Annotated in this window: 20 protein-coding genes; 8 read left to right on the top strand and 12 right to left on the bottom strand. The window is 64.5% G+C overall.

Going from position 1 to position 16,553, the window contains the following annotated elements; translation table 11 throughout:
• Positions 1-2 precede the first annotated feature (2 nt).
• Positions 3-647: a glutathione S-transferase family protein gene (locus RMO89_RS20070; protein WP_310535400.1), complete on the bottom strand. Its 645-nt coding sequence runs from the start codon at positions 645-647 to the stop codon at positions 3-5.
• A 111-nt stretch (positions 648-758) separates the two neighbouring features.
• On the opposite strand from RMO89_RS20070, the gene cobS reads away from it, so the two are divergent.
• Both cobS and RMO89_RS20060 read left to right on the top strand, forming a co-directional pair.
• Positions 759-1,751, top strand: coding sequence for a cobaltochelatase subunit CobS (gene cobS, locus RMO89_RS20065; protein ID WP_310535399.1), 993 nt, complete (start codon positions 759-761; stop codon positions 1,749-1,751).
• A complete protein-coding gene (locus RMO89_RS20060; protein ID WP_310535398.1) occupies positions 1,748-2,266 on the top strand; it encodes a thioredoxin family protein in 519 nt (172 codons plus the stop codon). The genes cobS and RMO89_RS20060 overlap by 4 nt, the downstream gene beginning before the upstream one ends.
• A gap of 153 nt (positions 2,267-2,419) precedes the next feature.
• On the opposite strand, the gene RMO89_RS20055 is transcribed toward RMO89_RS20060, so the two are convergent.
• Genes RMO89_RS20055 through fmt form a run of 3 tightly spaced genes read right to left on the bottom strand, consistent with a single transcriptional unit; the run spans position 2,420 to position 5,177 of the window.
• A complete protein-coding gene (locus RMO89_RS20055; protein ID WP_310535397.1) occupies positions 2,420-3,529 on the bottom strand; it encodes a zinc-binding dehydrogenase in 1,110 nt (369 codons plus the stop codon).
• The gene (truA, locus tag RMO89_RS20050; protein WP_310535396.1) at positions 3,526-4,278 is read right to left on the bottom strand and encodes a tRNA pseudouridine(38-40) synthase TruA; all 753 of its coding nucleotides are present in this window, start codon (positions 4,276-4,278) and stop codon (positions 3,526-3,528) included. Before truA ends, RMO89_RS20055 begins: the two co-directional genes overlap by 4 nt.
• Positions 4,275-5,177, bottom strand: coding sequence for a methionyl-tRNA formyltransferase (fmt, locus tag RMO89_RS20045; protein WP_310535395.1), 903 nt, complete (start codon positions 5,175-5,177; stop codon positions 4,275-4,277). Before fmt ends, truA begins: the two co-directional genes overlap by 4 nt.
• A gap of 78 nt (positions 5,178-5,255) precedes the next feature.
• On the opposite strand from fmt, the gene recR reads away from it, so the two are divergent.
• The 3 genes from recR to RMO89_RS20030 all read left to right on the top strand — a co-directional run bounded on the left by recR (position 5,256) and on the right by RMO89_RS20030 (position 8,073).
• Positions 5,256-5,852 carry a recombination mediator RecR gene (recR, locus tag RMO89_RS20040; RefSeq protein ID WP_310535394.1) on the top strand — a complete coding sequence of 199 codons (597 nt, stop codon included), beginning with the start codon at positions 5,256-5,258 and terminating at the stop codon, positions 5,850-5,852.
• A gap of 67 nt (positions 5,853-5,919) precedes the next feature.
• Positions 5,920-6,489, top strand: a complete 570-nt coding sequence (gene def / locus RMO89_RS20035; protein ID WP_310535393.1) for a peptide deformylase — start codon at positions 5,920-5,922, stop codon at positions 6,487-6,489.
• Between the two features lie 234 nt (positions 6,490-6,723).
• Positions 6,724-8,073, top strand: a complete 1,350-nt coding sequence (locus tag RMO89_RS20030; RefSeq protein ID WP_310535391.1) for a DNA recombination protein RmuC — start codon at positions 6,724-6,726, stop codon at positions 8,071-8,073.
• Here the strand turns inward: RMO89_RS20030 and RMO89_RS20025 are convergent.
• The 8 genes from RMO89_RS20025 to RMO89_RS19990 form a co-directional block, all read right to left on the bottom strand.
• Positions 8,070-8,462 (bottom strand): META domain-containing protein, encoded by a 393-nt coding sequence (locus tag RMO89_RS20025; RefSeq protein WP_310535390.1) that lies wholly within the window; start codon positions 8,460-8,462, stop codon positions 8,070-8,072. The two genes, RMO89_RS20030 and RMO89_RS20025, sit on opposite strands and share 4 nt — an antisense overlap.
• A 45-nt stretch (positions 8,463-8,507) precedes the next feature.
• Entirely contained in the window at positions 8,508-9,305 is a 798-nt protein-coding gene (locus tag RMO89_RS20020) for an RNA methyltransferase (protein ID WP_310535389.1), read from the bottom strand.
• Positions 9,306-9,309: 4 nt separating this feature from the next.
• Positions 9,310-9,588, bottom strand: a complete 279-nt coding sequence (locus tag RMO89_RS20015) for an HPr family phosphocarrier protein (RefSeq protein ID WP_310535388.1) — start codon at positions 9,586-9,588, stop codon at positions 9,310-9,312.
• A gap of 3 nt (positions 9,589-9,591) precedes the next feature.
• Complete coding sequence (locus RMO89_RS20010) at positions 9,592-9,996, bottom strand: PTS sugar transporter subunit IIA (RefSeq protein ID WP_310535387.1); 405 nt, start codon at positions 9,994-9,996, stop codon at positions 9,592-9,594.
• Positions 9,997-10,060: 64 nt separating this feature from the next.
• Positions 10,061-11,002 carry an RNase adapter RapZ gene (gene rapZ, locus RMO89_RS20005; protein WP_310535386.1) on the bottom strand — a complete coding sequence of 314 codons (942 nt, stop codon included), beginning with the start codon at positions 11,000-11,002 and terminating at the stop codon, positions 10,061-10,063.
• Between the two features lie 67 nt (positions 11,003-11,069).
• A complete protein-coding gene (locus tag RMO89_RS20000) occupies positions 11,070-11,489 on the bottom strand; it encodes an HPr kinase/phosphatase C-terminal domain-containing protein (protein WP_310535385.1) in 420 nt (139 codons plus the stop codon).
• Positions 11,486-12,994 carry an ATP-binding protein gene (locus RMO89_RS19995; RefSeq protein ID WP_310535437.1) on the bottom strand — a complete coding sequence of 503 codons (1,509 nt, stop codon included), beginning with the start codon at positions 12,992-12,994 and terminating at the stop codon, positions 11,486-11,488. The genes RMO89_RS20000 and RMO89_RS19995 overlap by 4 nt, the downstream gene beginning before the upstream one ends.
• A gap of 64 nt (positions 12,995-13,058) precedes the next feature.
• The gene (locus tag RMO89_RS19990) at positions 13,059-13,802 is read right to left on the bottom strand and encodes a response regulator transcription factor (protein ID WP_310535384.1); all 744 of its coding nucleotides are present in this window, start codon (positions 13,800-13,802) and stop codon (positions 13,059-13,061) included.
• A 208-nt stretch (positions 13,803-14,010) separates the two neighbouring features.
• On the opposite strand from RMO89_RS19990, the gene RMO89_RS19985 reads away from it, so the two are divergent.
• Genes RMO89_RS19985 through RMO89_RS19975 form a run of 3 tightly spaced genes read left to right on the top strand, consistent with a single transcriptional unit; the run spans position 14,011 to position 16,516 of the window.
• Positions 14,011-15,606, top strand: a complete 1,596-nt coding sequence (locus RMO89_RS19985) for a phosphoenolpyruvate carboxykinase (protein WP_310535436.1) — start codon at positions 14,011-14,013, stop codon at positions 15,604-15,606.
• Positions 15,607-15,649: 43 nt separating this feature from the next.
• Positions 15,650-16,096: a hypothetical protein gene (locus RMO89_RS19980; protein ID WP_310535383.1), complete on the top strand. Its 447-nt coding sequence runs from the start codon at positions 15,650-15,652 to the stop codon at positions 16,094-16,096.
• Positions 16,097-16,153: 57 nt separating this feature from the next.
• Complete coding sequence (locus tag RMO89_RS19975; protein ID WP_310535382.1) at positions 16,154-16,516, top strand: hypothetical protein; 363 nt, start codon at positions 16,154-16,156, stop codon at positions 16,514-16,516.
• The last annotated feature ends 37 nt before the right edge of the window (positions 16,517-16,553 follow it).

Raw genomic sequence — 16,553 nt, 5'->3', positions numbered from 1 at the left:
GATCACGCGATACCGAGACGCTCGGCCATCACCGCCTCGTCAACTTCCATCGCCTGCCATGCGGCGCGCGAGGTGATGCGGGCGTACCATGCCGCCGTTCGCGGCCGGGCAGCAGCATCGGGGCCGTGTCCGACATAGGTGAGCGAGCGCAGCGCCGAAGCCACCGCGATATCACCGATGGAGAAATCGGCGGCCAACCAGCCATCATCGGGAACCGAAGCTTCCAGGTGGGTGAGGATCGACGGCAGTTCCGCTTCGCCTTGCAGCGCCACGTTCTCGTCGAACGGCAACTTGCGGATCTTTGGGCCGACCAGCCGGTTGAACAGGATCTTTAGCGCGGTCGCCCCCAGCACGGTATCGCCGAATTCCTCCCACCAGATCGCCTTGCCGCGCGCCTGCGGATCGGCGGGGATCAGCGCCGGGGCAGGGTGCTTCGCCTCGATATAGTGCAGGATCGCGGACGAATCGGCGAGGGTGAAATCACCGTCGCGCAGGGCCGGTATCTTGCCGAACGGGCTCGCTTCGACGAATTCGGGACGGCTGCTTCCGGGCGATACGGCGACCAGTTCATGGGCCACACCCTTTTCCAGCAAGGCCACAACGACTTTGCGGACAAAAGGCGAAAGCAGCGCGCCGTAGATCTTCATGGCGTTACCAATCCTTGAGGCCCAGTTCTTTGCAGACTGGCCTGTCCGTTGCCGACTGCAATGCAAAGCGTATTGCGGCGCAGCGCATGTGTCTATAGGCGCTGCCTTGTCATGAGCGACTTGCCAAACATCACCGCCGGAACTGCCGGCACCACCGTCCTCGAAGCCCCCGATCGCATGATCGACGTGCGCGAGGTCTTCGGCATCGATATCGATATGCAGGTGCCCGCCTTCAGCCAGGCGGACGAACGCACGCCCGATACCGACGATGCCTATGTCTTCGATCCGGACACCACGCTGGCGATCCTTGCGGGCTTTGCCTTCAACCGCCGCGTCATCGTCCAGGGCTATCACGGCACCGGCAAGTCGACTCACATCGAACAGGTCGCCGCGCGGCTCAACTGGCCCTGCGTGCGCATCAACCTCGATGCCCACATCAGCCGCATCGACCTGATCGGCCGCGACGCCATCGTGCTGCGTGACGGCCTGCAGGTCACCGAATTTCGCGAAGGCCTGCTGCCATGGGCGCTCCAGCACCCGGTCGCTCTGGTGTTCGACGAATATGACGCCGGCCGCCCGGACGTGATGTTCGTGATCCAGCGCGTGCTGGAAACCGAAGGCAAGCTGACCCTGCTTGACCAGAACCGCGTGATCCGCCCGAACCCGTTCTTCCGCCTGTTCGCCACGGCCAATACGGTCGGCCTAGGCGATACCAGCGGGCTGTATCACGGCACCCAGGCGATCAACCAGGCGCAGATGGACCGCTGGAACATCGTCGTTGCGCTCAACTACCTGCCGGCGCAGGTGGAGAGCGAGATCGTGCTCAAGAAGGTCACCGACGCCGCGCCGCAGGTTGTGGCGAACATGGTCAAGGTGGCCGATCTGACGCGGGCCGGCTTCATGAACGGTGATATCTCCACCGTGATGAGCCCGCGCACGGTCATCACCTGGGCGCAGAACACCGCGATCTTCAAGGACCCCGGCTTCGCTTTCCGCCTCTCGTTCCTCAACAAGTGCGACGAGACCGAGCGGATGCTGGTGGCCGAATACTACCAGCGCGTGTTTGGCACAGATTTGCCTGAAAGCGTGGTCGGCAAGGGGTGAACCTGCCGGCATTCCTACTGGCGCTGGCGGCCCTCGCGCCGCTGGGGCCGGGGCAGTCGACGGATGCCTTTCCGGTGGAAACGCCGGCGGCCGCGACAACCAATTACTACCCGGCATCCGAGGATGCCGACTTCGCGCTCGAAAGCGCGATAGCCGAAGCGCGCGTCAGCGGGCGCTATGCGGTGATCGTCTTCGGCGCCGACTGGTGCCACGACAGCCGAACGCTGGCCGAAGTTCTCAAATCTGATGAGTTCACCGCGCGGTTCGGCAAGCGGTTCGTCGTGACCTTCATCGATGTCGGCGAACCCAAGATCGGCAAGGGCCGCAATCTCGCGATCGTCGAAGGGTTGGGCCTCAGGAATTTGCGATCAACCCCGGCGCTGTTCGCGCTGTCCGGCAAGGGCCAGCGGCTCAACACGGCCAAAGACGCCCGCTCATGGCGCAATGCGGATTCGCGCGGCAAGGCGGTGATCATGGCGTGGTTCGATACGTTTCTGGCGGGGCAAAAGCTCTAAATCCTCTCCATTTTCACGAAGTGCAAATGGGGAGGTGGCGCGCCCGAAGGGCGTGACGGAGGGGTTTCTGTCCTGCCGCCTTGCCCCTCCGTCAGTCGCTGCGCGCCTGCCACCTCCCCATTTGGCTTTGCAAAATGGAGAGGATTTGCTGCCTCACGGCATCACCAGATACTTCTCGCCCGTCGCCTTGGCGTTGTAGGCCATGGCCACGTCGTTCGTCAGCATTTCCTCCAGCCCGATCTTCGCCTTGTAGTGGCTGGCGAAGGTGGTCGTCAGGCCCTGGATTACCTTGCCCGCCAGCCGCATCTGGCCCTCGACGCCTTGCTTGGCGAGGAACGGGATCAGCAGCCAGCCCGACACGTCCCAGGCAAAGCCCAGCGCGCCGCGGTTCAGGATGATCGGGCCAAGATCCAGCGCGCCGTAGATGTAGACCTTCTTCTGCACGTTTGAGCCATAGCGGCTGTATTCCGCGCCCTTCGATCCGACCTGCTCCATGGCGCCCATGATCGTGCTCGCCATGGTGCCGCCACCGATGGCATCGAAGCCGAGCATCGCGCCGGTGGCCTCGATCGCTTCGACGAGGCGGGGAACGAAGTCTTCCTTCGTGCTGTCGATCACCCATTCCGCGCCGATATCCTTCAGGATCGCTGCCTGCGCATCGGAACGCACGATGTTGACTAGCGGAATGCCCTCGGCCTTGCACAGCTTGACCAGCATCTGGCCAAGGTTCGATGCGGCAGCTGTATGGACGATGCCCGTGTAACCCTCTGCGCGCATCGTCTCGACAAAGCCGAGCGCGGTCAGCGGATTGACGAAGGCGCCGGCGCCCTGCTCGGCGGTGATGTGCTCGGGCAGGGGAATGCAGGCGCGCGAATCGGTGAGGGTGTGCGTGGCGTACATTGCGCCGCTGCGGCAGGCGACGCGCTTGCCGATCAGGCTTTGTGCATAGGGATCATCACCCGCCGCGATGACCGTGCCGGCGCCTTCCGAACCGACGTTGAGCGTCTGGCCCATGCGCCCGGCCATCGCCTTGACAGCGGGGGCAGGCATGTCGGCCACCAGTTTGCCGGGGGAAAATTCCGCGCTGGCAAGGTCGGCCATGCCCAGCAGCAGGGCGAGGTCGGACGGGTTGATCGGCGCCGCCTCGATCTTGACCAGCACTTCGGTGCCGGTCGGGTCTGCGAATTCGCGCGTTCCCACCGCAACGGCCAGCTTGCCGTCCTCGCGCAGGGTTGTGGTGATCTGCTGGCCTGTCGTGGTCATGCTGCTTCTCCCGGATATGTTGCTTTTACGAAATAGAGCCCTTCGGGCGGTGCGTTAAGCCCCAGCGCGCCGCGGTCTTTTGCTTCAAGCGCCTCGGCCAATTGTTGTTCCCGCCAGCGCCCCATGCCGACCAGCGCGAGGCAGCCAACCATCGAGCGGACCTGATGGTGCAGGAATGATCGCGCCTCCGCCTCGATCTGCACATGATCGCCGGTCCGCGAGACATCGAGCCGGTCGAGCGTCTTGAGCGGTGAGGCTGACTGGCAATGCGCCGAGCGGAACGTGGTGAAATCGTGCAAGCCCACCAAGGCCTGCGCGGCGCGGTGCATGGCCTCGGCATCAAGCGGCTGGTGCACGTGCCAGGCGTGCCCGCGCTCCAGCGTCAATGGCGCGCGGCGGTTGGCAATGCGGTAGATGTAGGAGCGGCCAATGCAGGAAAACCGCGCGTGCCAGTCATCGGGCACCACTTCGCAAGCGATCACCGCAATCCGCGCGGGGCGCAGGCGAGCGTTGACGGCTTCCATCAGGCGGAAGGGGGCGAATTCCTTGGCTATATCGACATGCGCACGCATCCCGATGGCATGAACCCCGGCATCGGTGCGCCCGGCGGCGTGCATGATGGCGGGCTCGCCGGTGACAGATTGCACCGCCTCCTCCACGCACTGCTGCACCGAAGGCCCATGCGCCTGCCGTTGCAGGCCCATGAACCCGGTGCCATCGAATTCAAGAGTGAGCGCGAAGCGGGTCACCCGATCCGCGTCCCCGCCGGAATAGGTCGCCCGCGCAGCAGGTCAGCCGTCGGCATCGCAGGCCGCCCGGCGCGCTGGACCACCGTCGGGCGCAGTGCGCCGAAATTGCAGGCGATGGTCAGCTCGTCGTCAATCGTCGTCCCCGGTGCCCCGGCGCGCGCGACAACCTCGGCCTCAAGCACGCGGTACCGTTCGCCATCCAGTTCAAACCAGGCGATCGGATGGAAAGCGCGCACCTGTCGCTGGGCCAGTTCGGCATCGTGGCTGAAGTTCAGCCGCGTTTCCGCCTTGTCGATCTTCTTGGCATAGGTCACGCTCTCGCTGGGCTGCGGGCGGGGCGGGTGCCCGGCAAGATCGGCGAGTACTTGCACCATCGCCTCGGCCCCCAGTTCGGCTAGTTCGGCGGTAAGCTGCGGCCCGGTCTTGCTGTCAACGTCGGTCTTGGCTTCGAGCCGCACCGGCCCGGTATCGAGGCCCGCTTCCATCTGCATAATGCCCACGCCGGTAATCACGTCCCCCGCCAGAATTGCGCGCTGCACCGGCGCCGCCCCGCGCCAGCGCGGCAGGATCGAGCCATGGACATTGAGGCAGCCGTGCTTGGGCGCATCGAGGATCGGCTGCGGCAGGATCAGGCCATAGGCGGCGACCACCGCCACGTCGGCGTCGAGCGCGGCGAAATCAGCCTGCGCCTCAAGATCGCGGAGCGTCACCGGCGTGCGGACTTCGATCCCCAGATTCTGCGCGGCCATCTGTACGGGCGAGGGGGTCAGTTCCTTGCCCCGCCGGCCACCCGCGCGCGGCGGCTGGCTATAGGCTGCGACGACCTCGTGCTTCGCCGTCACCAGCGCGCGGAGCACCGGCACGGCGAATTGCGGGGTTCCCATGAAAACTATGCGCAAAACAGCAAAACTCCGCTCATCCTGAGCCTGTCGAAGGGGGCTTCGACAAGCTCAGCCTGAGCGGATATAGGGCGCAGCATGGCATCGCAAGAGATCGAGGCATTAAGCGCGGCATTGGCCCGCCTTCCGGGGCTGGGCCCACGTTCCGCGCGGCGTGCCGTGCTGTGGCTGGTCAAGCGCCGCGAAACCGCGCTGGTGCAATTGCTCAAGACGCTGGAAGAGGTGCAGGCGCGCCTCATCGAATGCGACGTCTGCGGCAATGTCGATACCACCAACCCCTGCGGCGTATGCAGCGACCCGCGCCGCGACGCGCGTTCGCTCTGCGTGGTGGAAGACGTGGCAGACCTCTGGGCGCTCGACCGGTCGAATCTGTTCACCGGGCGCTATCACGTGCTGGGCGGGCGGCTCTCGGCGCTTGAAGGCATACGGCCCGAGGACCTGTCGATCGGCAAGCTCCTCGAACGGGTCGAGGCGGGCGGCATCGATGAAGTGGTGCTGGCGATGAACGCCACCCTCGAAGGCCAGACCACTGCGCACTATATCGCGGAGCGGCTGGAGGGCTTGCCCGTCCGCATCACCCAGCTGGCGCACGGCCTGCCGGTGGGCGGTGAGCTCGATTACCTCGACGAAGGCACGCTGGCGCAGGCGCTGCGGGCGAGGCGGCCGGTGGGGTGACGTCGTCCCGGGCTTGACCCGGGACGACGGCTTGCGAAATTGCTTTGCCGCCCCTATCTGGCCCCCCATGGCTATTCTCCCGATCCGCGAAATCCCCGATCCGATCCTCAAGCAGGTCTCGATCCCCGTCGATAACTTCGATGACCAGCTCAAGGTGCTCGTCGCCGACATGTTCGAGACGATGTACGACGCACCCGGCATCGGCCTGGCTGCCGTCCAGGTCGGCGTGCCGATCCGCTTGCTGGTGATCGATCTTCAGCCCGAAGACCCGGATGCGGAACCCGAGGTCTGCACCGCGCACGGTGGCCATCACCACACGCACACGCCGCTGCTGAAAGAGCCGCGCGTGTTCATCAATCCTGAAATTATCGAAGAATCCGAAGAGCATACCGTCTATTCCGAAGGTTGCCTCTCGCTTCCCGAAATCTATGCCGATGTCGAACGCCCCAGCCGCATCAAGGTGCGCTGGCAGGACATGGACGGCAAGGTTCACGAGGAAGAGATCGACGGCCTGCTCGCCACCTGCCTGCAGCACGAGATGGACCACCTCGAAGGCGTGGTCTTCATCGACCACCTCTCGCGCCTGAAGCGCCAGATGGCGATCAAGAAGCTGGAAAAGCTGCGCAAGATGGCTTGAGGGCGGACTTTAAGCTCCATCCACCGTCATCCTGAACTCGTTTCAGGAACCATTTCTCCCCACTCTCGGAGCAATCCGAAAGGGCGGAAACCTCACCGTTACGCTTGTTCGGGCCTGCCCTGCGCGCCCGGCGTGATGGATCCTGAAACGAGTTCAGGATGACGCTTTAGCGCAGGGGCGGGGAAATTGTCAGACCCCCTAGCGTTCTTGCTCCGTTCCTTGTAGCCTTGGCGCATGGAATCGATTTTTATCCCTCTCGTCCTGTTGATCATCGGCCTCGCCATTGGCTGGTTTGTGGGTGGCCGCCCGGCAGCAGACCTGCGTTCGCGGCTGGCCGAAGCTGAGGGCGAGGCGAAATCGCGCGATGAGGAATTCCGCCGCGCGATCAAGGATCTGGGCGATGCCTCGATTGAACTTGCGACGATGAAGGCCAATGCCGCGAATTTCGACGAGCAGAAGCGTGGGCTGATCGAGGCTCAAGAGAGCCTGAAGAAGGAATTTGAAGCGGCAGGCGCGAAGATTCTCGGCGCCGCTCAAGCACAGTTGATCGAACGCGCCGAGCAGCGCTTTACCGAGAGCGAGAAGCAGAGCGCCGAGCGGCTGAAAGCCCTGCTCGCGCCAGTCGATCAGCGGTTGAAAGCGTACGAGGAACAGGTCGGCACGCTCGAAAAGCAGCGCGTCGATGCCTTTGGCCAGTTAACTGGCCTGATCCAGTCAATGCGTGACGGGCAGGAAGCCGTTCGCGCCGAGGCGGCCCGGCTGGGCAATTCATTGACCAATGCCCCCAAGGCGCGCGGGCGCTGGGGCGAGCGGGCGCTGCAGAACGTGCTCGAACAGTGCGGCTTGTCCGAACACACCGATTTCGCGCTTGAGCACTCGATGGACACCGATGAAGGCCGGTTGCGCCCCGATGCCATCGTCCATGTACCGGGCCAGAAGAAGCTGGTGATCGACGCCAAGGTCTCGCTCAACGCCTATCAGGCGGCGTTCGAGGCGAACGACGATGCCGAACGCAAGCGCCACCTGGATCTCCACGCGCGATCCATGCGCAACCACGTGCAGACGCTGGGGGCCAAGGGCTATCAGAGCCAGTTCGAGGAAGCGCCGGACTACGTCGTGATGTTCGTGCCGGGCGAGCATTTCGTTTCAGCGGCGCTGGAACACGATCCCGAGCTGTGGGACTTCGCCTTTCACAACAAGGTGCTGCTGGCGACGCCGACCAACCTCGTCGCGATTGCGCGCACCGTCGCGATGGTCTGGACGCAGGACAAGCTGGCGCGCGAAGCGGCTGAAATCGGCCGGCTGGGCGCGGAAATCTATGACCGCATGGCAACGGCTGGCGAACACCTCAAGGGTGTCGGCGCGGGGTTGGAGCGCGCGGTGCGCAAGTACAACGATTTCGTCGGCAGCTTCGAACGCAATGTCCTGACCTCAGGCCGCCGCCTGCGCGACAAGGGCATTGCCATCGGCAAGCGCGAGATCGAGGACATTTCGATTGTCGAAGCCCTCCCGCGCTATGGCGAGGGGCAAGAGCCAGTCGCGCTGCCAGCCGCCGATCCAGCGAATGACGAGGACGCGGCTTAACCTTCCAGGTGCAGTTCCGCACTGTGGCCGCCGCCGCGCAGGGTCATCATGGTGCCGCGCACGGTGATCTTTGGCTTGGCCGCGAGGAGCGCGCCGACTGCGCGTTCCTGGTCCATCACGCCTTCGCAGAACATCTGAGTGCTTATGACCGGCCCGGCGATGATCTGCCCGCCGACGATCTTCATGTCCGCGCCCATGCCATTGCAGCCGACATTGGCGCCGATCCGCCCCTTGTCAAAGCGCAGGCTGGTTTCTTTGCCGACCGGCGCGGTCCCATCAATCGCGGTGAAATGCCAGGTCGTGCCGCTCAGCTTGCCAAGCGAGACCGGCGGCGGCGCGCCGCAGCCAACGACGAAGGGCAGGGCGGCGAGGAGGGCGAGGTTCTTCATGAGCCCGGCCTGCCACCGACCGCCTGATTGCAGCCTGAACGGCCGTCAATCTAGCGCGGCGAGCACTTCGTAGCCGAGCACGGCAGCCGCCACGGCGGCGTTCAGGCTGTCTGCGCGCCCGCGCATCGGCATGGTTACGCGCAGGTCACAGGCCGCCTCGTAGTCCTCGGGCAGACCGCGCGATTCGTTGCCGACCAACACGAAGCACGGGCTTGCATAAGGCGCGCCGCGATAAGGTACGGCATCGCGCAGGCTCGCGGCGACCAACTGTCCCTCTCCCGCACGCAGCCAGGGCAGGAATTCGTCCCATTTCGCCTGCGCCACCTTCTGGGTGAACACCGCACCCATTGATGCGCGCACCGCTTCGGCTGAAAAGGGATCGGCGCAGTCATCGATCAGGATCAGCCCGCCGGCACCGATGGCATCGCCGGTCCGCAGCATGGTGCCCAGATTGCCGGGATCGCGCAGCGCCTGCGCCACCAGCCAGATTTTTGCGGCGCTCCGATCGATGGTGGACAGGCGCGTGTTGAATTCGGAGAACATGCCGGCCAAGGCCTGCGGATTGTCCTTGCCGGTGATCTTGGTGAGGATGTCGTCACTGGTCTCGATCACTTCGCCGCCGCCGGCGATCACATCACGCTCCAGCGCCTCGAGCAGGGGATGCGGATCGCGGTTTTCGGCCATGACCAGAACTTCGGGGATGAACCCGTTCTCGCGCGCATCGGTCAGCAGGCGCAGGCCCTCGGCGAGGAACTTGCCCGCTTCCTTGCGGTGCTTTTTCTCACGCAGGCTGCGCAGGAACTTGACCGTCGGGTTGGAAAAGCCAGTAATCTGGCGGCGCACCCCGTCAGTCCTCGCCGAAACCGTCCAGCACCAGCCCGACCAGCTTGGGCATGACCGTTTCCGCGCCGTCACCGCTGGCGACGATCTCGATCGTATCGCCCTTGGCCGCGCCAAGCATCATCAGGCCCAGGATCGAGCCTCCGTTGGCTTCGTTGCCGTCCTTGTGGACAACGACCGAAATGCTTTCCGGCAGCTTGGCGACGAAGTTGACGAACTTGGCGCTCGCCCGAGCATGGAGCCCGCGCTGGTTGACGATTTCGACGGTTTCGCGAAGTTCAGCCATCGATCAGGCCTCCTGACCAAGAAATTCGGAAGCCACGGTGATGTAATTGCGTCCCGCCTCGCGAGCGGCGGCGACGGCGCCGGTGACGTCCATCGTCTTGCGCGCGCCGGCCAGGCGGATCAGCATCGGCAGGTTGATCCCGGCGATCACCTCTACCTCTCCCGCCCGCATCAGCGAGATCGCGAGGTTGGAGGGGGTGCCGCCGAACAGGTCGGTGAGGATTATGACCCCGCCGCCCGAATCGACCTTTTTTACGGCGTCGGCAATGTCCTTACGGCGGCGTTCCATGTCGTCATGGGGCGCGATACAGATCGTCGCCACGGCATCCTGCCGGCCGACAACGTGTTCCATCGCATAGACGAATTCGATCGCAAGTGCGCCGTGGGTAACCAGAATCAGACCGATCATCGCTGGGTCTTGCTCCGAAATGACGGGCGCAAATGGGCTTGTTGGTACGGAATATCAAGAGCGATCATGTGCGCGTCCCAATACCTTCCACCAAGTCAGCAGCGCGTGAACCGAGGTTGCGGTGCAAGACAGTTGGCGAATAGCCCGCTTCCCGAAGTGCTCCAGCCATCAGTTCAGCCGTGAATACCGAACGGTGCCGTCCGCCGGTGCAGCCAAAGGCGACGTGGACATAGGCCTTGCCCTGCGCTTCGTAGCGAGGCAGCAGGGTCAGCAGCAGGTCACGGATCTGGCCGAAAACCACCTCGAAAGCCGGGTCACGGCGGATGTGTTCGGCGACAGGGGCGTCCTTGCCCGTGAGGGGCCGCAATTCCTCGACCCAGTGCGGATTGTCGAGGAAGCGCATGTCGAACACCAGGTCGGCCACCGGCGGCATTCCGCGCGAAAAGCCGAAGCTTGATACGGTGATGGTGATGCCGTGTTCGGACAGCGGCGCGAAGCGTTCGCGGATTTGCTGCTGCAGGTCGTTCGCCGACATGTCGGTGGTGACCACGACCATGTCCGCCCAGCGCCGTAGCGGCTCCATGAGCTCGCGCTCGGCAGCGATGCCGCTGGCGGCGGGCATATCGGCGGCGAGCGGGTGGCGGCGCCGGGTTTCGTTGTAGCGGCGCTCCAGTTCCTGCCCCGAACAGTCGAGGAACAGGGTGGTCACCTCAAGGTCCTGCCGTTCGGTGAGGCGTTTCACGCGTTCAATGATGGCGTGCGGATCGAAGCCGCGGGTGCGCGAATCGAAACCGATGGCGAGCGGCGGCTTCAGCCCTTCAGTGACTTCGCCCGGCTTGCCGATCAGCTGGCCGAGCATGCGGATCGGGAAATTGTCGATGGTTTCCCACCCCAGGTCTTCCAGCACCCGCAGCGCTGTCGTCTTGCCCGCGCCAAGTAGTCCCGTGACGAGCAGGACGCGCTGGCGTTTGGCGGCGGAATCGCTGGCGGATTGGGGAGGTGGCATCGGCAATTGCTTTTGCGCCGCTGTCGCTGGAATGTCCACTGTCGGACAAGGATCTGGCGCACAATCGTCAGTGCCGGCCGTATCGCTCCAGCGCCAGTTCGGCGCGCAGGGCGAGGACCGGACTGCCAGGCCACAGGTGAACAAGGGGCAGGGGCACGCCCAGCACTTCGCGCTCCTCAGCCGCCTCGATGAAGCGCGGGGCCTCGGGATCGAGCGCGATCAACAACGCAATCGCCGCGCGGTCGACGTGGGGCATGGGCACCAGCCCGACGTTTCTGACTTCGAGCAGCCCGGCAGTCGCTGGGGCCGGGCCGGCGAGCAGTCGCCCGTTCATGACAGCCAGCGCGACGCCGTCATCGCCGACCAGCATGGCCCCGCGGTCTATGAGCGCCAGCGCGAGGCTGGACTTGCCCGATCCCGGCGCGCCCTCGATCAGCAGGCCGCGCCCCTTGACGCTGACGGCGGTGAACTGGTGCAGGCCGCTCACTTCGCTGCCTCGGGCAAGTCGAGCAGCAGGCAGGCACCGGGCTTGCCATCAGGCCGGTCGATGGCGGCGAGACTGCCTTCATGCGCCTGGGCGATGGTGCGTGCGATGGCGAGGCCGAGCCCGGAATGGCTGCCGAAATCCTCGCTGTCGGGGCGGACAGAATGGAACCGCTCGAACACCTTGCCGCGCGCATCTGGCGGGATGCCGGGGCCTTCGTCCATCACGGCGACGGTTACGCGGCCTTCGGAGCGGTGCAATTGGACGGTGATTGTGCTGCCGGGCGGCGAGAACGACACCGCATTGTCGAGCAGGTTGAGCAGCACCCGTTCCAGCCGTGCTGCATCGCCTGTCACCAGCGCGCGGCCCTTGCCAAGTTTGAGGGCGACCGTGCAGCCGCCGTCCGCCCCGCGCTCCGCCCGCTCGCCGGCAATGGCGCGGATCAGTCCGGCCATGTCGACGGGTTCGAATTCGGTGCGCGACAGTTCGGCATCGATGCGGCTGGCGTCGGAGATTTCGGTGACCAGCCGGTCGATCCGGCGCACGTCATGCGCAGCGATTTCGGTCAGCTGTTTCCGCAATGCCGGGTCCTCCACCTTGCCCAGCGATTCGATGGCGCTGCGCAGCGAGGCGAGCGGGTTCTTGAGCTCGTGCGAGACGTCAGCGGCGAAGCTTTCGGTCGCATCGATGCGTTCGCGCAAAGCAGCGGTCATGTCGGAAAAGGCGCGCGCCAATAGCCCGATCTCGTCACCGCGCTCGGGCAGGCGGGGCACCACGACCTCGCGGTCACGGCCCAGCCGCACCCGCACGGCGGCGCGCACCAGCGACTTGAGCGGTTTAACGATGGTGCGGGCAAGGAACAGCGACAGCAGGATCGAGAAAGCCAGCGCGATACCGATGATGATCGCCAGCGTCTGCCGCGCCTCGCGCACCTTTTGCGTGATGTCAGTGGCATTGCGGGTGGTGAGCAGGGTCTCGCCGCGCTCACCAACCGGGGCGGCGGCGGTAAACACCGGGGTTTCGTCCGGCGCACGGCGCGTTTTCACCACAGCTTCGCCAAGCTTCTGCGCTTCGGAGACTTCTGGCCAGGCATCGGCGGTGGGGATTGCCGCTTCGACATAGCGCGGCGCGTCGGTCGCCCCGCCGACGACAAAGTCCATGCCGCGGTCGATCGCCCGCGCCGCGTGCTGGGTCCACGGGTCCTTGGTAGGGTCGACGAAAGCGAAGCTGGGATCGGCGAGCAGGAAGGAATCGACGATCTGGTGCCCGCGCGCATCATAAAGCCGCAGCCGCAGTTGCTGTTCTGTGCCGATGCGCGAGAGCAGGGGAGGGCGCTCTGCGCGGGGCGTTTCCGCCAGCGCATCGGCGATGATCAGCGCCTCGGACCGCGCCAGCTTCGAGCGTTCGCCCAGCAGCTGGTTGCGATAGGAATCGAGATAAAACAGGCTGCCTGCCAGCAGGGTCAGCGCGACGACATTGACCCCCAGAATGCGTGTGGTCAGCGACATCCGCGCCGTCCAGTACAAGGGTTCGGGTTGCGGTTCCGCCGCATCTGCGCTTTTGCCGGTCACGTCAGCCTTCGCCAAAGCTGTAGCCTGCGCCGTAAAGTGTTTCGATGCCCGAGAACTGCGAATCGACTTCGCGGAACTTGCGCCGCAGCCGCTTGATATGGCTGTCGATCGTGCGGTCATCGACAAAGATGTCGTCGCTGTAGGCCGCGTCCATCAGCTGGTTGCGGCTCTTGACCACGCCGGGGCGGGTGGCGAGCGCCTCAAGGATGAGGAATTCGGTGACGGTCAGCGATACCGCCTCTCCGTCCCAGGTCACGCGGTGGCGCGCCGGGTCCATTTCCAGTCGTCCGCGCCGCACGGGTTCGGGCAGTTTCTCGTCACTCGGCTCGTCACCGGCAGGGCGCGACAGGTCGGCTCGGCGCAGGATCGCCTTGATCCGGGCGGTCAGCAGGTTTTGACTGAAAGGTTTGGCGATGTAATCGTCCGCGCCAAGTGCGAGGCCCAGCGCTTCATCCGGCTCACCGTCCTTGCTGGTCAGGAAGATTACCGGCAGCGCCGATCTATCGCGCAGGCGTTGCAGCAGTTCGAGCCCGTCCATGCGCGGCATCTTGATGTCGAAAATCGCCAGGTCGGGCGGATTTTCGAGCAGGGCCTTCAGCGCGGTTTCGCCGTCGGTGTAAAGCCGCGTGGTAAAGCCCTCGGCCTGTAGCGCGATTGACACCGTTGTCAGAATGTTCCGGTCATCATCGACAAGGGCGATGACCTTGGCGGAACTCTGCGGTTCAGAAGCGGTGGGCTCGTTCATGGCACCGGGTTAGCCGCTCGCGGGCCAACTGACAATTGTGACCACCAAGCGGTCAGGCCAGTTGGAATTCCGCCATTTTGGGCGGGTAGCCGGTTTGACGGCAGGCCCATGCTGCACTATGCGCCGCCCGAATCCGGCACACTTCATGCGCGCGATACGCACGGGTCACACCGTGGCGAGACCGGCGCTCTGGGAGAAGAAGAACACCATGTCCCTTGCCTATCCGCTCGACAAACAGGGCTTCGCCACAAAGGCCACGATCCACGCCAACCTCGGCACCGCCGCGCTGGTTGAACACGCCCTCGTGCGCGAAGAAGGCCGCCTGACCAAGGATGGCGCGCTGCTGGTCGATACCGGCAAGTTCACTGGCCGCAGCGTGAAGGACAAGTTCGTTGTCCGCGATGCCACCACCGAAGATTCGATCAACTGGGGCAAGATCAACCAGCCGATGACGCCCGATCACTGGGCCAACCTGAAGGCGGACTTCATCGCCGCACTGGCCGACAAGGACGAGCTTTATGTTGCCGACCTGTTCGGCGGCAGCCAGCCGGAATACCGCGTTGCCGTTCGCGTCATCACCCAGATGGCATGGCACAGCCTGTTCGTCCGCACCCTGCTCGTGCGTCCCAAAGCAGACGAGCTGGCGAACTTCGCCCCCGAATACACCATCCTCAACCTGCCCAGCTTCAAGGCCGATCCGGCCCGCCACGGCAGCAACAGCGATACGGTGATTGCGGTGAACTTCACCGAAAAGCTGATCCTGATCGGCAACACCGAATATTCGGGCGAGATGAAGAAGGGCGTTTTCGGCCTGCTCAACTACCTGCTCCCCGCGCAGGGCGTGATGCCGATGCACTGCAGCGCCAACATCGGTGCCGATGGCACCAGCGCGATCTTCTTCGGCCTTTCGGGCACCGGCAAGACTACGCTGTCGGCTGACGCCAGCCGCACGCTGATCGGCGATGACGAGCATGGCTGGTCGGACACGGCCGTGTTCAACTTCGAAGGCGGTTGCTACGCCAAGATGATCAACCTCTCGGCCGAAGGCGAGCCGGAGATCTATGCCACGACCAAGATGTTCGGCACGATCCTCGAAAACGTGGCAATGGATGAAGAAACGCGCGAGCTGGACTTCACCGATGCCAGCAAGACCGAGAACACCCGCGGCGCCTATCCGATCGAATTCATCCCCAATACCAGCGATGAAAACCTCGGCCCGCCGCCGTCGAACATCATCTTCCTCACCGCTGATGCCTTTGGCGTCCTGCCTCCGATCGCGCGTCTGACGCCCGAACAGGCGATGTACCACTTCCTGTCGGGTTACACCGCCAAGGTGGCTGGCACGGAAATCGGCGTGACCGAGCCGGAAGCGACTTTCTCGACCTGCTTTGGCGCTGCCTTCATGCCGCGCCACCCCAGCGTTTATGGCAACCTGCTCAAGAAGCGCATTGCCGATGGCGGCGCGCAGTGCTGGCTGGTCAACACCGGCTGGTCGGGCGGCAAGGCGACGATGCCCGGCATCAAGCGCATGCCGATCAAGGCCACCCGCGCGCTGCTCAACGCCGCGCTCGATAGCAGCCTGAACAACGTCGAATTCAAGAAGGACCCGAACTTCGGCTTTGAAGTGCCGGTGGCGGTTCCGGGCGTTGACAGCAAGCTGCTCGATCCGCGCGCAGCCTGGGCCGATGCTGCGGAATACGACAAGACGGCGGCTGAACTGGTCCGCTTGTTCGCCGCGAACTTCGCGCAATTCGAAGCCTACGTCGACGACAAGGTAAAGGCAGCCGCGCTGGTTGCCGCCTGACCCGGAAAGCTCCGGGTCGGTCAAACGATCCGGAGATTTCCGCATGACTGACTATCCGATCCGCTTTTTCGCCGAGGCCGCAGATGTGCGACGCCTCGGCGAAGGCATGTTGGGGCGCTGCCTTGCCAAGGAGGAATGGACGCACGAGGCGCATCTGGCGACCTGCCTGTGGCTGATCGACGAGCGCCCGGACTTCGACTGCGCGGCGGATCTGCCTGCCGCCATCGCCGGTTATAACGAGAGCGTCGGCGGCCAGAATACCGACACCGCCGGCTATCACGAAACCATCACCCAGCTTTACGTGATCGGCATCGGGCAGTTTGCACGGGCCTGCGCTGAGGAAGGCCTGCTGGCCCGCGTCAACGCGCTCCTCGCCTCGCCGATTGCCGCACGCGACTGGCCGCTGCGATTCTATTCGGCCGAGCGCCTGTTTTCCGTCGCCGCGCGGCGCGGCTGGGTAGAGCCAGATGTTTCCCCGATTTTACTATGAGACGCAGCGCGGCGGGCGCATGGTCGCGCAGAATTCTCACTCTAGGAGTCGTGTGACATGAGCCTTTTCGACAGCATTCTCGGACAGATCGGCAGCAACGTCGATGTCGCCAACATGGCATCGAAGCTGGGCATTGATCCTGCCATGGCCGAAAAGGCCATCGCTGCGCTGGGCGCCGCGCACACTGCGCCCGGCGACACCGTTGCAACGGCCGCCGCCGAAACCGGCATGGACAGCGGCATCCTCTCCAGCATCGTGTCGCAGATCGGCGGCGAAGGCTCGCTTGGCCAGTTTGCCGAGATGATCAAGGGCAACTCGGCACTTTCGGGCATCACCGGCATGCTCGACAAGGACGGCGACGGCAATCCACTCAATGATCTGGGAGGCATTGCCGGCAGCCTGTTCGGCGGCAAGTCCTGACCTGATCCGGCTTTAGCCAAAGAAAAGGCCGCGGCTC

This window comes from Novosphingobium sp. (genome assembly GCF_031424035.1).
GTDB lineage: Bacteria > Pseudomonadota > Alphaproteobacteria > Sphingomonadales > Sphingomonadaceae > Novosphingobium.
This window is presented reverse-complemented; position numbering and strand designations above follow the sequence as displayed.

Excerpts from the sequence above, each read along its gene's own strand:
- RMO89_RS20070 (WP_310535400.1), bottom strand. The coding sequence starts at position 647 with ATGAAGATCTACGGCGCGCTGCTTTCGCCTTTTGTCCGCAAAGTCGTT.
- cobS (WP_310535399.1), top strand. The coding sequence starts at position 759 with ATGAGCGACTTGCCAAACATCACCGCCGGAACTGCCGGCACCACCGTC.
- RMO89_RS20055 (WP_310535397.1), bottom strand. The coding sequence starts at position 3,529 with ATGACCACGACAGGCCAGCAGATCACCACAACCCTGCGCGAGGACGGC.
- recR (WP_310535394.1), top strand. The coding sequence starts at position 5,256 with ATGGCATCGCAAGAGATCGAGGCATTAAGCGCGGCATTGGCCCGCCTT.
- def (WP_310535393.1), top strand. The coding sequence starts at position 5,920 with ATGGCTATTCTCCCGATCCGCGAAATCCCCGATCCGATCCTCAAGCAG.
- RMO89_RS20030 (WP_310535391.1), top strand. The coding sequence starts at position 6,724 with ATGGAATCGATTTTTATCCCTCTCGTCCTGTTGATCATCGGCCTCGCC.
- RMO89_RS20025 (WP_310535390.1), bottom strand. The coding sequence starts at position 8,462 with ATGAAGAACCTCGCCCTCCTCGCCGCCCTGCCCTTCGTCGTTGGCTGC.
- RMO89_RS20015 (WP_310535388.1), bottom strand. The coding sequence starts at position 9,588 with ATGGCTGAACTTCGCGAAACCGTCGAAATCGTCAACCAGCGCGGGCTC.
- RMO89_RS20010 (WP_310535387.1), bottom strand. The coding sequence starts at position 9,996 with ATGATCGGTCTGATTCTGGTTACCCACGGCGCACTTGCGATCGAATTC.
- rapZ (WP_310535386.1), bottom strand. The coding sequence starts at position 11,002 with ATGCCACCTCCCCAATCCGCCAGCGATTCCGCCGCCAAACGCCAGCGC.
- RMO89_RS19995 (WP_310535437.1), bottom strand. The coding sequence starts at position 12,994 with ATGTCGCTGACCACACGCATTCTGGGGGTCAATGTCGTCGCGCTGACC.
- RMO89_RS19990 (WP_310535384.1), bottom strand. The coding sequence starts at position 13,802 with ATGAACGAGCCCACCGCTTCTGAACCGCAGAGTTCCGCCAAGGTCATC.
- RMO89_RS19985 (WP_310535436.1), top strand. The coding sequence starts at position 14,011 with ATGTCCCTTGCCTATCCGCTCGACAAACAGGGCTTCGCCACAAAGGCC.
- RMO89_RS19980 (WP_310535383.1), top strand. The coding sequence starts at position 15,650 with ATGACTGACTATCCGATCCGCTTTTTCGCCGAGGCCGCAGATGTGCGA.
- RMO89_RS19975 (WP_310535382.1), top strand. The coding sequence starts at position 16,154 with ATGAGCCTTTTCGACAGCATTCTCGGACAGATCGGCAGCAACGTCGAT.